The sequence below is a fragment of the Psychroflexus sp. MBR-150 genome (assembly GCF_053628795.1).
In genome coordinates this window covers 63,382-77,408 of sequence record NZ_JBRJHB010000002.1, presented here as the reverse complement: position 1 = coordinate 77,408, position 14,027 = coordinate 63,382, and the positions used below count along the sequence as shown (strand labels likewise).

Annotated in this window: 15 protein-coding genes, 1 other RNA gene and 1 pseudogene; 10 read left to right on the top strand and 7 right to left on the bottom strand. The window is 34.0% G+C overall.

Annotated features, from left to right (window positions below; genetic code table 11):
- Nucleotides 1-2 precede the first annotated feature (2 nt).
- A complete protein-coding gene (locus tag ACSSV5_RS01500; protein WP_454244488.1) occupies nucleotides 3-1,544 on the top strand; it encodes an acyl-CoA carboxylase subunit beta in 1,542 nt (513 codons plus the stop codon).
- Between the two features lie 269 nt (nucleotides 1,545-1,813).
- Here the strand turns inward: ACSSV5_RS01500 and fsa are convergent, their stop codons facing one another.
- From fsa to ffs, 3 genes are all read right to left on the bottom strand, one after another.
- Nucleotides 1,814-2,470: a fructose-6-phosphate aldolase gene (fsa, locus tag ACSSV5_RS01495; RefSeq protein WP_454244487.1), complete on the bottom strand. Its 657-nt coding sequence runs from the start codon at nucleotides 2,468-2,470 to the stop codon at nucleotides 1,814-1,816.
- A 10-nt stretch (nucleotides 2,471-2,480) separates the two neighbouring features.
- On the bottom strand, nucleotides 2,481-3,284 hold the full coding sequence (locus ACSSV5_RS01490) for an SDR family oxidoreductase (RefSeq protein ID WP_454244486.1): 804 nt from the start codon (nucleotides 3,282-3,284) through the stop codon (nucleotides 2,481-2,483).
- A 50-nt stretch (nucleotides 3,285-3,334) separates the two neighbouring features.
- An RNA gene (gene ffs, locus ACSSV5_RS01485) (signal recognition particle sRNA small type) lies at nucleotides 3,335-3,433 on the bottom strand.
- A gap of 90 nt (nucleotides 3,434-3,523) precedes the next feature.
- On the opposite strand from ffs, the gene ACSSV5_RS01480 reads away from it, so the two are divergent.
- The 5 genes and pseudogenes from ACSSV5_RS01480 to ACSSV5_RS01460 all read left to right on the top strand — a co-directional run bounded on the left by ACSSV5_RS01480 (nucleotide 3,524) and on the right by ACSSV5_RS01460 (nucleotide 6,921).
- Entirely contained in the window at nucleotides 3,524-4,552 is a 1,029-nt protein-coding gene (locus tag ACSSV5_RS01480) for a glutaminyl-peptide cyclotransferase (RefSeq protein WP_454244485.1), read from the top strand.
- A 73-nt stretch (nucleotides 4,553-4,625) separates the two neighbouring features.
- Nucleotides 4,626-4,877, top strand: coding sequence for a type II toxin-antitoxin system ParD family antitoxin (locus ACSSV5_RS01475; RefSeq protein ID WP_211065473.1), 252 nt, complete (start codon nucleotides 4,626-4,628; stop codon nucleotides 4,875-4,877).
- A complete protein-coding gene (locus ACSSV5_RS01470; RefSeq protein ID WP_211065472.1) occupies nucleotides 4,870-5,169 on the top strand; it encodes a type II toxin-antitoxin system RelE/ParE family toxin in 300 nt (99 codons plus the stop codon). Before ACSSV5_RS01475 ends, ACSSV5_RS01470 begins: the two co-directional genes overlap by 8 nt.
- Nucleotides 5,170-5,224: 55 nt before the next feature.
- A pseudogene (locus ACSSV5_RS01465) lies at nucleotides 5,225-5,332 on the top strand (glutaminyl-peptide cyclotransferase); the annotation flags it as partial.
- Between the two features lie 26 nt (nucleotides 5,333-5,358).
- On the top strand, nucleotides 5,359-6,921 hold the full coding sequence (locus ACSSV5_RS01460) for a hypothetical protein (protein WP_454244484.1): 1,563 nt from the start codon (nucleotides 5,359-5,361) through the stop codon (nucleotides 6,919-6,921).
- A 4-nt stretch (nucleotides 6,922-6,925) separates the two neighbouring features.
- Here ACSSV5_RS01460 and ACSSV5_RS01455 read toward each other — a convergent pair whose 3' ends face one another.
- From ACSSV5_RS01455 to ACSSV5_RS01445, 3 genes are all read right to left on the bottom strand, one after another.
- On the bottom strand, nucleotides 6,926-7,120 hold the full coding sequence (locus ACSSV5_RS01455; RefSeq protein ID WP_454244483.1) for a T9SS type A sorting domain-containing protein: 195 nt from the start codon (nucleotides 7,118-7,120) through the stop codon (nucleotides 6,926-6,928).
- Nucleotides 7,121-7,222: 102 nt separating this feature from the next.
- Nucleotides 7,223-7,627, bottom strand: coding sequence for a DUF2059 domain-containing protein (locus ACSSV5_RS01450; RefSeq protein WP_454244482.1), 405 nt, complete (start codon nucleotides 7,625-7,627; stop codon nucleotides 7,223-7,225).
- Nucleotides 7,628-7,661: 34 nt separating this feature from the next.
- The gene (locus ACSSV5_RS01445) at nucleotides 7,662-8,948 is read right to left on the bottom strand and encodes a serine hydroxymethyltransferase (RefSeq protein ID WP_454244481.1); all 1,287 of its coding nucleotides are present in this window, start codon (nucleotides 8,946-8,948) and stop codon (nucleotides 7,662-7,664) included.
- Nucleotides 8,949-9,061: 113 nt separating this feature from the next.
- Between ACSSV5_RS01445 and fahA the strand changes: the two genes are divergently transcribed.
- Entirely contained in the window at nucleotides 9,062-10,348 is a 1,287-nt protein-coding gene (fahA, locus tag ACSSV5_RS01440; protein WP_454244480.1) for a fumarylacetoacetase, read from the top strand.
- An 82-nt stretch (nucleotides 10,349-10,430) separates the two neighbouring features.
- Here fahA and pepT read toward each other — a convergent pair whose 3' ends face one another.
- Entirely contained in the window at nucleotides 10,431-11,675 is a 1,245-nt protein-coding gene (gene pepT / locus ACSSV5_RS01435; RefSeq protein WP_454244479.1) for a peptidase T, read from the bottom strand.
- Nucleotides 11,676-11,759: 84 nt separating this feature from the next.
- Between pepT and ACSSV5_RS01430 the strand changes: the two genes are divergently transcribed.
- The 3 genes from ACSSV5_RS01430 to ACSSV5_RS01420 are packed head-to-tail and all read left to right on the top strand — an operon-like array spanning nucleotide 11,760 to nucleotide 13,759.
- Complete coding sequence (locus ACSSV5_RS01430) at nucleotides 11,760-12,782, top strand: quinone-dependent dihydroorotate dehydrogenase (RefSeq protein ID WP_454244478.1); 1,023 nt, start codon at nucleotides 11,760-11,762, stop codon at nucleotides 12,780-12,782.
- A complete protein-coding gene (locus ACSSV5_RS01425; RefSeq protein ID WP_211065466.1) occupies nucleotides 12,775-13,398 on the top strand; it encodes a LysE family translocator in 624 nt (207 codons plus the stop codon). The genes ACSSV5_RS01430 and ACSSV5_RS01425 overlap by 8 nt, the downstream gene beginning before the upstream one ends.
- Complete coding sequence (locus ACSSV5_RS01420) at nucleotides 13,388-13,759, top strand: MmcQ/YjbR family DNA-binding protein (protein ID WP_211065465.1); 372 nt, start codon at nucleotides 13,388-13,390, stop codon at nucleotides 13,757-13,759. Before ACSSV5_RS01425 ends, ACSSV5_RS01420 begins: the two co-directional genes overlap by 11 nt.
- Nucleotides 13,760-14,027 lie beyond the last annotated feature (268 nt).

Below are 14,027 nucleotides of genomic sequence, written 5' to 3'. Positions count from 1 at the left end.
TGATGACAACAAACAAAAATAATATTCAAGATAAAATTAAACAAGCTAAACTTGGTGGCGGTAAAGAACGTATCAAAAAACAACACGATAAGAAAAAACTCACTGCTAGAGAGCGTGTAGAATACCTTTTAGACGAAGGAAGTTTTGAAGAATCTGGTATGTTAGTCACGCATCGCACCACTGATTTTGGGATGAATAAACAAATCTACTACGGCGATGGTGTGGTAACAGGTTTTGGTCAAATCAACGGCAGATTGGTTTGTATTTACGCACAAGATTTTACAGTTTTTGGCGGTGCACTATCAGAAACCCATGCTGAAAAAATTTGTAAAATTATGGATCATGCCTTAAAAGTCGGCGTGCCTATCATTGGCTTAAATGACTCTGGTGGTGCTAGAATTCAGGAAGGCGTTCGATCTCTTGGTGGCTATGCCGATATATTTTATAGAAATGTTCAGGCATCTGGTGTGGTACCACAAATATCTGCCATTATGGGACCATGTGCTGGCGGAGCTGTTTATTCGCCAGCCATGACGGACTTTACAATTATGGTACAAGATACCAGTTATATGTTTGTAACTGGACCACACGTGGTCAAAACGGTTACAAACGAAGATATCACAGCAGAAGAACTCGGTGGAGCTTCAGCTCATTCTACAAAATCAGGTGTAACTCACTTAACAGCTTATAACGATATTGAGTGTTTAGAAAACATCAAAACCCTACTGGGTTATTTACCACAAAGCCACAAGAGCAAACCCAAAAAATTGGAGTACAAATTAGGGGAAGAATACCGACCAGAACTTGAAAATGTTGTACCTGAAAACGCTAATAAACCTTATGATATGCACGATGTTATCAATGGTATTATTGATAAAGATTCTTTTTTTGAAATTCATAAAAACTACGCAGACAATATCATAGTTGGATTTTCGAGACTCGGTGGAAGAAGTGTAGGCATTGTTGCCAATCAACCTTTGAGCTTGGCTGGTGTGCTTGATGTTGATGCTTCTAAAAAAGCAGCACGATTTGTAAGATTTTGCGATGCTTTTAACATCCCTCTATTAGTACTTGTGGATGTACCAGGATTTTTGCCAGGAACCGACCAAGAATGGAATGGCATCATTTTGCACGGTGCCAAATTGCTTTATGCTTTAAGCGAAGCTACGGTTCCTAGAATTACATTAATTACACGTAAAGCCTACGGTGGTGCTTATGATGTCATGAACTCTAAGCATATTGGTGCCGACCTCAACTACGCTTGGCCAACGGCTGAAATTGCTGTGATGGGTGCTAAAGGTGCAAGCGAAATTATTTTTAGAAAAGAAATTAAATCAGCCAAAGACCCAGAAGCAGAACTAGCTAAAAAAGAAAAAGAATACGCTGACATGTTTGCCAACCCAATGCGAGCCGCTCAGCGAGGATTTATTGATGAAATTATAATGCCTCAAAATAGCCGAAGAAAACTAATCAAAGCTTTTGCTACTTTTGAACACAAAACTGTTTCTCGTCCAGATCGTAAACACGGCAATATACCTCTATAATGATAAAAGATTCAAATGGATAACCATAGATGTATTTAGATATCCACTTTATAGCTCGAAGAATAATTCTTGGAATGTTACAAGATATGTTGCTTATAACACAGGTCTCTTTATCTATTTGAGTATTTTTTAATTTCATATAAAAGCAAGACTGTTCATCTATATTTATTTTTGTATCAGTCAAATCACTTAAAACCTTTTATATTGAACCCAAATAATTAGATAACTATCAGATAAAATTTTCAAAAGATTCCATATAAACAACAAAACTATCCATTGCTCTTCTTATAATCAGCCAAAAACTTTTCTAAACCACTATCGGTTAATGGATGTTTGAGTAAACCTTCAATAGAGCTTAATGGACCTGTCATCACATCTGCACCAATGAGTGCACAATCAATCACGTGCATCGTATGTCTTACTGAAGCGGCTAATATTTCGGTTTCAAAACCATAATTATCATAGACTTGTCGGATATCGGCAATCAGATTTAAGCCGTCGGTAGAAATATCATCAAGTCTTCCTATAAAAGGAGAAACATAACTCGCACCTGCTTTAGCCGCGAGCAAAGCTTGACCTATAGAAAATACTAAGGTACAATTGGTTTTGATACCGTGATCTGAAAAGTATTTAATGGCTTTAATGCCGTCTTTAATCATTGGTACTTTAACCACAATTTGGTCGTGAAGTTGAGCCAAAGCTTCACCTTCTTTTACAATACCGTCAAAGTCAGTTGCGATAACCTCTGCACTGACATCACCATCCACAATTTCACAAATGTCAATATAATGTTGTTTGATATTGGCTTCGCCAGTGATGCCTTCTTTAGCCATCAGAGAAGGATTTGTTGTTACACCATCAAGAATACCGAGGTCTTGGGCTTCTTTAATTTGGTCGAGATTAGCGGTATCAATAAAAAATTTCATAGCTTATGTTTTAAAGTTTGTAGTGTTTTAATAATATTTTTTCAAATAATTTCTGAGGTAAAAGATGCTTTAAAGTTACAGAAAAACTTTGTAAAAACGCACCAGATTTATAGTTGACTTTTGGATTTGAATTCTGAATGATTTGATGAACTTTCTTGGCAATTTTTATGGGATTTTCTCCTTGATTCACATCTTCGTCCATCAATTCAAGTGAGGCTTTATAATTTTTGTAGTAAGGAGAATTTTCTTTTAAAGGCGAATGGAATCTACCTTGAGCAATATTGGTAGCAAAATCGCCAGGAGCAAGGTTCACCATTTTAATATTAAACTCTTTGATTTCCATCCGGTAGGCTTCGGTCACTTTTGCTAAAGCACTTTTAGACGCCGAATACATCCCGCGAAAAGGCAAACCCATATGGGCGGCAATTGAAGTAATATTGATGATTAAACCATTGTTTTGCTCTCGCATAAATGGCAAAATGGTATTGATTACTGTCAATGGACCAAAAAAATTAGTATCAAAATGAGCCTTAGCTTCTTTTAAAGGTATTTCTTCCATTGCACCTGTTATGCCAACACCAGCGTTGTTGATAAGAATGTCGATACGTTTTTCTGTACTAATAATATTTTCAACACAAGATGTTATGGTTTCTGGTTTGGTAACATCTAATGCTTTAAATATTACACCATTAATTTTATCAGATTTAGGATGTCTTGAAGTACCGTAAACAATATAGTCTTGTTTAGTTAGATATTCAGCAATGGCTTGACCTAATCCAGAAGATGCGCCAGTAACCAATACAACTTTAGGCATAATTTATTTTTTGGTAAATATCGGAATTTCTATTGACATCAAGGCATAAAAAAAGGCAAGCGACCTACATCACACCGCTACGACCATCTACCTTTGCTGCGTTCCCGCCCTGGAGGATTCGACAGGAGCTGGTTGTGTAGGACTTGCCGATTGCAAATATACAACCTTTATGACTTTTGCCAATGTTTTTGTTTTTAAATTTGTCTAAATTTGTATCAAATTCTTTTAAAGTTTTACAAATGCGTAACTTATTATTTATCTTATTTATATTGCCTTTGGTTTTAAACTCTTGTAAAGATGTGAACCATTTTAAATTAGATTTTAAAACTCCTGCCGACAACTTAAAAATCGGTCAAACTTTGGAAGCTGAAGCTGTTCCTCTGACTGGTAAAACCATTGATTCCATTGATTTTCAATTTCAAGATAAATCAGGCGTTACTTCAAAGCAAATAGATTTGCCTTTAAAAAACATGTTGTTGGGAAAGCATGATTTAAAGCTAAAAATTTATGCCGATAATGAAGTGTTTAAAATGACTAAAACTGTTAAAATATTTAATAATAAACCTCCTAAAATTTTGAGTTATGAAGTCATTAATGCTTTTCCACACGACATTAAGGCTTATACACAAGGTTTAGAATTTTATAAAGACACTTTGTATGAAAGTATTGGTCAATATGGAAAATCGGAATTGCGAAAAGTTGATTATAAAACCGGTAAAATTTATAAAAAACATCAATTAAAAAAACATTATTTTGGTGAAGGTCTAACTATTTTAAATGATAAGATTTATCAACTCACTTGGCGTGAAGGTGAAGGCTTGATTTATGATGTTAATAGCTTTGAGATTGTAGATAAATTTAGATATGACAAAAGCGAAGAAGGTTGGGGTTTGTGTCACGATGAGAATTATATTTATAAAAGCGATGGAACTGATAAAATTTGGCGTTTAGATCCGCAAACTTTGAAAGAAATCGATTACATCCAACCGACAACGCATAATTCTATTTCTGAAAAACTCAATGAGTTGGAATATATCAACGGAAAAATTTATGCCAACACATACCAAAAAGATGGCGTTGCTATTATCAATCCCGAAAATGGTGCTATTGAAGCAGTTGTTGATTTTAGAAAATTAAAAAAACAAGTGCGACAACATCCAGATTTAGACGTGTTAAATGGTATTGCTTATCATCAAAAAACTCAAAAATTTTATGTTACAGGTAAAAACTGGAACAAATTATTTGAAGTGAAAGTCATTTCAAAATAATAGTATTGAGCAGTTTAAAAGAAATTTTGCATACATACCAGTTTTTGGTATATTTGAAAAAAATAGTTGTCAAATGAGCAAAAACACATCAATATCACTCGGAAATTATTTTGACCAATTCGTTCAAAACCGTATAAGTGAAGGAAGATTTAAAAATGTTAGCGAAGTAATTCGTGCTGGATTGAGACTTTTAGAGGAAGAAGAAAATAAGGTAATTGCCTTGAAAGCCTCAATACAAGAAGGAATTGACAGTGGCATAGCTCACGACTTCGACCCCAAAAAACACCTTGAATCTCTAAAAGCGAAAAAGCACTCGAATGGCTAAATATAAGTTGACGAACAAAGCTGTCGAGGACTTATCAGTAATTTGGAATTACACTCTTGAAGTTTGGTCTGAACAACAAGCGAACAAATATTACGACGAACTAATATCAAAATGTGGAGAAATTGCTGAAAATCCTAGATTAGGGAAAAATTTCAGCGGAATATCAAAACAACTTTTCGGAATGAAAACAAATCGGCATATAATATTTTACAGGACTAAAAATGAAAATTATGTTGAAATAACAAGAATATTGCACGAAAGAATGGACTTAAAGAAAAGAATAGCTGAATAAAAAACTGCGCACTACAAGAGGCTATAAATAATGAGGGTCTTTTGGCAAAATCTAAGATTTAGACGTGTTAAATGGTATTACTTATAAAGTTAAAACTCAAAAATTCTATGTTACAGGTAAAAACTGGAACAAATTATTTGAAGTGAAAGTCATTTCAAAATAATATTAAAACTCTGTCGTTTTTAAACTATGATAAAATTCTGTAAAACCTACTTTCCGTTGCTTTTAATTTTAGCTGTTGTGTTAATGTCTTCTTGCCGAGAAGATTTTGATTTTGAACCGAGTTCAGGAAATCTCGAATTTTCAACTGATACTTTATTCCTTGATACTGTTTTTACTAACATCGGATCCAGCACGTTTCAATTTAAAGTCTATAACCGAAGTGACAACGACATCTCTATACCAAGCGTAAGTTTAGCAGAAGGCGAAAATTCAAAATACAGATTAAACATTGATGGTTTGCCAGGCAAAACATTTGAAAACATTGAAATACAGGCAAATGATAGTATTTTTGTCTTTGTAGAAGTGACCGCAAGTATTGAAGAACTCGCTGCTCAAAACAACCAGTTTTTGTTGACTGATGAAATTCAATTTGATAGTGGCGACCGACTTCAAAAAGTCGATTTAGTCACGTTAATTCAAGATGCGGTGTTTCTTTTTCCTGAACGTTTTGAAGATGGTAGCAACGAAACCATTTCTTTGGGTATGAATGAAGAAGGCGACGAAGTGCTGATTGATGGCTTTATTTTAGACGACTCTGAGCTTACTTTCACAAACGAAAAACCTTATGTCATTTTTGGTTATGCAGGTGTGTCAAGTGGACAAACCTTAGAAATACAGGCTGGTGCAAGAATTCATTTTCACGAAAACAGTGGCATTATAGTTGCCGAAAATGCGTCTTTACACGTCAATGGGCAGTTGAGCTCCGATCCTGAAATTTTAGAAAACGAAGTCATTTTTGAAGGCGATAGACTCGAACCCGAATTTTCTGAAGTGCCAGGTCAATGGGGAACGATTTGGCTAACCGCAGGAAGCACCGATCATCAATTTGATTATGCCACCATAAAAAATGCCACAGTTGGAATTTTAATGGACTCAAATGACGGTACAGAAAACCCGACTTTAACCCTGAAAAATACACAGATTTACAACTCATCTAATGTGGGTTTATTAGCTAGAACAGGTTTTATAGAGGCTGAAAATTTTGTGGTTAACAATTCTGGTCAAGCTTCTGTTAACCTGTCGCTTGGTGGTCGATACAGTTTTAAACACTCTACCATTGCTAACTACTGGCAAAATTCTTTTAGACAATTTCCAGCTTTATTGATTGAAAATCAATTGGAAACACAAGATAATCTTTTTGTTTCTGATTTGGTTGAAGCGACGTTTTCAAATTGTATCATTTATGGCAATGAACGCGTCGAGATCCTGTTTAATCGTTCAGAAGATGCTGCATTTAATTTTAAATTTGAAAACAGTTTGTTGCATATTGACCCGTTTAATTCTCAGCCCTTAGAAGAACCAGAATTTGATTTTAACAATACAAATTTGTATGAAAATATTGTTTTAAATCAATCTCCTGGGTTTTTAGACACACAACTTAATCAATTGAATATCAGCGAAGAATCTGCTGCTAATGGCATTGGTAATACGCAAACCTCTGCGGAAGTGCCATTTGACATATTGGGCGTAAACCGTTCTCAAAACCCTGACGCTGGAGCTTATGAAAGTGTTGTGTTTGATGAGGAGTGACATATCAATTCCTAACAATCAATTTCTGCTTAAATGAACGAGTTTTATCTTGTAATTCTAAAATATAAATTCCGTCGGCGAAGTTTTGAATATCTAAATTGATATCCGTTTGATTATATTTTTTTTTGAAATAATAATTCACCTTGTAAAGAGTAAACACTGAGTTTTTTAATTGGGTTAATTGAGCTAATATTGACATCAGAAGTTGCTGGATTAGGAAAGATTTTGGGTTGGTTCAAATATAAAAAAACCGCCTCTTTTTGAGACGGTTTTGAAAAATAAACTTTTCTTAATTCTAAACTTACTTCGTATATTTTTGAATCAATGGCATCAATTTCATATTGAGTTCTTGTGCCATTCCCATAGATTCTTTAGTCATTTTTTCTTGAACTTCAAGTGTTTTTTGACCGAGTTCACTATTATAAAAGTTTAATAGCTCTTTGACTTCATCGTGAGTGTAATATTCAGTACTCTTTTTGGCCAATTTCATATAAAAATCATCCATAATAGGTTGGAGTTCTTTTTTGAAAGCCTCTACATTATCTTCAGGAATCATTGTGTAAATTTGACTCATATTGGCTTCTACAGCACCAGAAGATAGTTTAGTGAGTTTGTAAGCATCTTGAACAAAAGCTTCGTCTTGATCTTGTGCATAAATAAATGTTCCTAAGAACAAGGTTAAGGTTAATAAAATGGTTTTTTTCATCATAAAAATATTTAAGGATTAATAATTAATTAGGTTACGCAATTTGGGTTTCTACAAACAAAGGTTTGTTTTTAACCTTTGTTTCGAGAGTTTGTTTTAAAATTTCTAAAGCTTTATTATCGTCGTGATTTGTGATGACTTCATCTATCAAGTCAACCACCCATTTCATATCAGATTCAACAAATCCTCTTGTAGTAATGGCGGGCGTGCCAACACGAATACCAGAAGTAACAAACGGCGATTGGTCATCAAAAGGCACCATGTTTTTGTTGACAGTGATACCGGCTTTGCCAAGAGCTTCTTCAGCCGCTTTACCTGTGATGTTTTTATTTCGCAAATCGATTAACATCATGTGGTTATCAGTTCCATTAGAAATTAAATTGTAGTCTTTGTCCACAAAAGCTTTTGCCATGGCTTCCGAATTTTTCTTGACTTGGATTGTGTAATGTAAAAATTCGTCAGTCAATGCTTCACCAAATGCTACGGCTTTGGCAGCAATAATATGTTCTAATGGACCGCCTTGATTGCCAGGAAAAACACCAGAATTCATCAGAGATGACATTTTTTTAAGCTTTCCACTTTTAAACTTTTCACCAAATGGGTTGTCGATATCTTCGCCGATTAAAATAATTCCACCACGTGGACCACGAAGTGTTTTATGGGTAGTTGAAGTTACCACGTGACAATGCGGAATAGGGTCTTGAAGCAATCCTTTTGCAATTAATCCTGCAGGATGTGCTATATCGGCTAACAAAATTGCACCAACCTTATCGGCAATTTGTCTAAAGGCTTTATAATCTATTTCTCTGGAATAGGCTGAAGCACCAGCGATAATCATTTTAGGTTTTTCTTTGAGTGCAACGCTTTCAACTTGGTTATAATCAATTATTCCCGTTTCTTTATCAACGCCATAAAAAACAGGATTGTAAAGTTTTCCAGAAAAATTTACAGGTGAACCATGCGTTAAATGACCGCCATGCGATAAATCAAAGCCTAAAATTTTATCACCTGGTTGTAAGCACATTGAAAAAACAGCCGTATTAGCTTGAGAACCCGAGTGTGGCTGAACATTAGCAAAACTTGCTCCAAACAAAGTTTTGGCTCTATCTATCGCAATTTGTTCGACTTGGTCAACAATTTCGCATCCGCCATAATAGCGTTTGCCTGGATAGCCTTCGGCGTATTTATTGGTCAAAACAGAACCCGCTGCTTTTAGCACGTTTGGGCTAACAAAATTTTCACTGGCAATAAGTTCTAATCCATTTTTTTGTCGAGATTCTTCTGCTGAAATAAGCTTAAATATTTCTTTATCTTCTGTCATAATAATTTATCGTTAAAACTGATTCAAAAATAATAAAAGCATTCGGTTAATTAACATAAAATAATATATTTGAATAATGTTTAATCTTTTTATTTACACTATAAAACTTTAATATGAGCTTATTGGCCAACGATCCCAAACGAAAAACCTGGTTAGAGATTCCTGATAACACTGATTTTCCAATACAAAATATTCCTTTTGGTGTGTTTCTAACTCGAGATGATATTATCACTATTGGTACACGAATTGGCGATTACGCTATTGACCTTGGTGCTTTACATCAATTAGGGTATTTTGAAGGCATTCCTTTAACTGATGATATTTTTCTTCAAGATACTTTAAATGATTTTATTGCCGATGGTAGAAAAACTTGGCGAAGTGTCAGAAATAGAATAGCTGAAATATTTGATGCCAATAATCCTAAATTAAAAAATAATAAAGATCATCGCCAAACGGTTTTGTTTAAGCTTGATGAAATCGAAATGCAGATGCCTGTTCAAGTTGGTGATTACACTGATTTTTATTCTAGTAAAGAGCATGCAACAAATGTGGGTAAAATATTTAGAGATCCAGAAAATGCTTTGTTACCCAATTGGCTTCACTTACCTGTAGGTTATCATGGTAGAAGTTCATCGATTATTCCTAGCGGTATTCATGTGCATCGTCCTCAAGGTCAAAAATTACCAAAGGGAGCTAACGAACCTATTTTTGGTCCTTCACGATTGGTCGATTTTGAATTGGAAATGGCTTTTGTAACCACCGCAGCTAATCACTTGGGACAGCCTATTCCTATTGATGATGCCGAAAACAATATTTTTGGTATGGTCATTTTTAATGATTGGAGTGCACGTGATATTCAAAAATGGGAATATGTGCCACTTGGTCCGTTTTTGGCCAAAAGTTTTGCCTCTTCAATATCACCGTGGATTGTAACTCTTGATGCTTTAGAGCCTTTTAGAACTGAGAGTCCAAAACCTATTAAACCACTTTTACCTTATTTAAAATCAAAAGACAACAAAAAGAGTTTTGATATCAATTTAGAAGTTGGAATAACACCTAAAAACGGTACTGAAACCGTCGTATCACATACCAATTTTAAATATATGTATTGGAATATGAGTCAACAATTGGCACATCATACCATCAATGGTTGCCCAGTTAACAGCGGTGATATGATGGCTAGTGGAACCATTTCTGGACCAACGCCAGGTTCTTATGGGTCAATGTTAGAATTAACTTGGCGTGGAGAAAAACCTTTAAGGTTAAATGATGGTAAGGAACGAAAATTTATTGAAGATTTTGATACTGTAACGATGAGAGGTTATTGTCAAAACCACGAGGTTAGAATTGGTTTTGGTGAGGTCAGTACTCAACTTTTACCTGTTTTTAAAAACAAATAAATTTTTCTGTTTCTTATTTTGAAGATTTGATATAGGTTAAAAAATAATCTAAAATCAATTTTTATTAAAATGCCTCGAATATTTAATTATTCTGTGCATAAGTCTCTGAAGTTATTTCTGCAATTTTGATAATGACTTCTGTGGCTTTTTGCATACTTTCTAATGGAACATATTCATAAGGACCGTGAAAATTATGCCCACCAGCAAAAATATTAGGACAAGGTAAGCCCATATAGCTTAATTGAGCACCATCAGTTCCGCCTCTAATTGGTTTAATTAATGGCTTAACCCCACATTGTTCCATAGCTTTTTTAGCAATATCAATACTATGCATCACGGGAACAATTTTTTCTTTCATATTAAAATATTGATCCTTAATTTCTATTTGAACTGTGTTAATACCATATTGTTTATTAATTTCTGAAACGATATCTCTTAAAAGATGCTTGCGGTTTTCAAATAAATTCTTATCGTGGTCTCTAATGATAAAATGAAGTTCTGTTGAGCTTACATCTCCATTAATTTTTGTCAGATGAAAAAAACCTTCACGACCTTCAGTTTTTGCTGGAATTTCTGATTCTGGCAAGACACTAATAAGTTTTGCTGCTATTAAACTGCTGTTAATCATTTTGTCTTTAGCATAGCCTGGATGAACACTTTTGCCATTTATTCTGATTTTAGCTTCTGCTGCGTTAAAATTTTCGTATTCTAATTCACCAACTTGACTGCCGTCCATGGTATAAGCCCATTTTGCCCCAAACTTTTTAACATCAAACTTGTGTGCACCACGACCAATTTCTTCATCTGGTGTAAAACATACTCTTATACTACCATGCTTAATTTCAGGATGTTTAACGAGATATTCCATTGCAGAAACAATTTCTGCAATACCAGCTTTATCGTCAGCACCCAGAAGTGTTGTTCCGTCTGTAGTGATTAGTGTTTGACCTTTATAAAGTTTAAGATCTTCAAAATAATCTGGCGACAAGACTTTTTCTTCATTAAGTTTTATAGCCTCGCCATCATAATTTTTATGGATTTGTGGATTGACATTTTTTCCTAAAAAGTCTGGTGAAGTGTCAAAGTGAGATACAAAACCTATACAAGGAACATCATTTTTGATATTTGAAGGCAAAGTTGCCATAACATAGGCGTTCTCGTCTATACTAACTTCTTCTAAACCAATTTGCACGAGTTCATCTTTAAGAAGATTTGCTATTTCCCACTGCTTTTTGGTGCTTGGCGTGGATTTGTTGTTGGGATTACTTTGAGAGTCTATTTTGACGTATTTAATGAAACGATTTAGGAGAGCTTCTTTATTTATCATAATCAATTATAGTTTTAGTATTTCAAATTTAGGGTTTTTTGTTCAGTTTGTTTATTAAACCTTATTTTTGATAAAAGTTTTTTTATGTATAAACAGCTTATTAGACCTGTCCTTTTTAGTCTTGATCCTGAACGCGTTCATCATTTAACTACAAGTCTATTAAAATTGATTTTTAAAACCCCACTTCTTTCTATACTTTATAAAAATCATTATAAATATGAGTCTGAAAAGCTTCAAACAAAAGTTTTTGATTTAATATTTAAAAATCCAGTTGGCCTTGCTGCTGGTTTTGATAAAAATGCAGAATTTTATAAAGAGATGTCTGCTCTTGGGTTTGGGTTTATTGAAATAGGAACGGTAACACCAAAACCACAACCTGGTAATCTAAAAAAACGGTTGTTTAGATTAAAAGAGGATAAAGCCCTGATCAATAGAATGGGGTTTAATAATAAAGGTGTTGATGCTGCGGTGAAGGCTTTAAAAAACAAAGGTAACATCTTAATTGGTGGTAATATTGGTAAAAACAAAACCACGCCAAACCATAAAGCTGTAGATGATTATGAAATTTGCTTTAAAGCTTTGTTTGAAGTTGTCGATTATTTTGTGGTAAATGTGAGTTCGCCAAACACACCAGATTTAAGAGATTTACAGGAAAAAAAACCGCTTTTAAAAATTTTAAACCGCTTACAAGACCTCAACTTATCTCGACCAAAACCCAAACCCATTTTACTTAAAATTGCACCAGATTTAAATGAGAGTCAACTTTTTGATATTCTCAACATTGTAGAAGAAAGTCAAATTGCTGGAATCATCGCAACAAACACGACCATCTCAAGAAATAATTTAAAATCTAAACATCAAAATGAAACTGGTGGCTTGAGTGGTCAACCTTTAAAGCAAAGGTCAACCGAAGTTATTGAGTTTCTAAAAACAAATACAAAAAACGATATTCCAATAATTGGGGTTGGTGGCATCCATTCTGCCAATGATGCCCTCGAAAAATTTAATGCTGGTGCGTCTTTAGTTCAGCTTTATACAGGGTTTGTTTATGAAGGGCCAAAGTTGGTGAAAGATATCAAAAAAGCTTATGTCAATCGCTATGTTTGAGATTATCCTGCAATTTTTGGTAGCTTCAGTTTTATTGACGTTATCGCCAGGTCCAGATATTATTTATGTGTTGGTCACTGGTTTAAGTCGTGGCAAAAAACAAGGCTTATTGCTGAGTTTGGGTTTGGTTTTAGGAATTTTAGTTCATACCTCGTTAGTTGCTTTTGGTGTTTCGGCTTTGATTACGGCTTCTGATATTTTATTTCTGATTATAAAATTAGCTGGGGCTTTTTATTTACTTTATCTCGCATTCAAAATATATCAAGAACCTGCTTCGATTGAGTTAAAATCTAAGCCCATTACAAAAACATCTCAAAATTATTTAAAGCAAGGCTTTTTGATGAATGTGCTTAATCCTAAAGTTACTTTGTTTTTTATGGCTTTTTTTCCTCAATTTTTATGGAACAAAACCGAAAACACAATCTTTCAGTTTTATTTTTTAGGTTTTATTTTTATGCTTCAAGCTTTTATTATTTTTGGGGTTATTGCCATATTTGCTCATAAATTTTATAATTTTATCCAGAACTATTCAAAATCTGCTTTTATATTTAAATACTTACAAATTACTGTTTTTGTAGGTATTGCACTGTATATTATTTTTAGTCATGACTATTGAAGAGTATAGAAATTATTGTCTATCAAAACCTGGCTGTTCAGAGTCCTTTCCCTTTGATGATGATACTTTAGTTTTTAAAGTGATAAATAAAATGTTTGCTTTAACCTCTCTAAAAAAGTGGGAAGCAGGTGAGTGCAGTATTAATCTAAAATGCGACCCCAAAAAGGCTATTGAGCTACGAGAAAAATATCCAGACTCCATTTTTCCAGGCTATCATATGCATAAAAAACATTGGAATACTGTAGTTATAGAAAACTCAGATTTGACTGAAAAATTTATCAAACATTTGATTAATCACAGTTATGAGCTTGTGGTGAGTAAACTTGCTAAAAAAGACAGGTTGAATTTAGACCATAAATAGCCTAATAACCAAGGTTTTAATTTATATCTTTTTCAAGTTTGTTTGGGTCTTGTCGTGTATCAAAAATAGTGATTATCTCGATTTCATTCGATTTTTTTGATATTCTATAATAAAAGGTAGTTTGTTTTGTTACTACGCATCTATAAAGACCTTTAAATTCTGTTGATTGTGGACAACTCTCCGGTTATGCTGATATTTGATTGATTTTATCGGTTAATTTAGATATGAACTTATCTCGAGTGTTCAAATTCCATTCTTCTAAAAGATA

Bases quoted from the DNA above. Each gene is read 5' to 3' on its own strand.
- ACSSV5_RS01500 (WP_454244488.1), top strand. From the start codon at position 3: ATGACAACAAACAAAAATAATATTCAAGATAAAATTAAACAAGCTAAA.
- fsa (WP_454244487.1), bottom strand. From the start codon at position 2,470: ATGAAATTTTTTATTGATACCGCTAATCTCGACCAAATTAAAGAAGCC.
- ACSSV5_RS01490 (WP_454244486.1), bottom strand. From the start codon at position 3,284: ATGCCTAAAGTTGTATTGGTTACTGGCGCATCTTCTGGATTAGGTCAA.
- ACSSV5_RS01480 (WP_454244485.1), top strand. From the start codon at position 3,524: ATGCGTAACTTATTATTTATCTTATTTATATTGCCTTTGGTTTTAAAC.
- ACSSV5_RS01475 (WP_211065473.1), top strand. From the start codon at position 4,626: ATGAGCAAAAACACATCAATATCACTCGGAAATTATTTTGACCAATTC.
- ACSSV5_RS01470 (WP_211065472.1), top strand. From the start codon at position 4,870: ATGGCTAAATATAAGTTGACGAACAAAGCTGTCGAGGACTTATCAGTA.
- ACSSV5_RS01460 (WP_454244484.1), top strand. From the start codon at position 5,359: ATGATAAAATTCTGTAAAACCTACTTTCCGTTGCTTTTAATTTTAGCT.
- ACSSV5_RS01455 (WP_454244483.1), bottom strand. From the start codon at position 7,120: ATGTCAATATTAGCTCAATTAACCCAATTAAAAAACTCAGTGTTTACT.
- ACSSV5_RS01450 (WP_454244482.1), bottom strand. From the start codon at position 7,627: ATGAAAAAAACCATTTTATTAACCTTAACCTTGTTCTTAGGAACATTT.
- ACSSV5_RS01445 (WP_454244481.1), bottom strand. From the start codon at position 8,948: ATGACAGAAGATAAAGAAATATTTAAGCTTATTTCAGCAGAAGAATCT.
- fahA (WP_454244480.1), top strand. From the start codon at position 9,062: ATGAGCTTATTGGCCAACGATCCCAAACGAAAAACCTGGTTAGAGATT.
- pepT (WP_454244479.1), bottom strand. From the start codon at position 11,675: ATGATAAATAAAGAAGCTCTCCTAAATCGTTTCATTAAATACGTCAAA.
- ACSSV5_RS01430 (WP_454244478.1), top strand. From the start codon at position 11,760: ATGTATAAACAGCTTATTAGACCTGTCCTTTTTAGTCTTGATCCTGAA.
- ACSSV5_RS01425 (WP_211065466.1), top strand. From the start codon at position 12,775: ATGTTTGAGATTATCCTGCAATTTTTGGTAGCTTCAGTTTTATTGACG.
- ACSSV5_RS01420 (WP_211065465.1), top strand. From the start codon at position 13,388: ATGACTATTGAAGAGTATAGAAATTATTGTCTATCAAAACCTGGCTGT.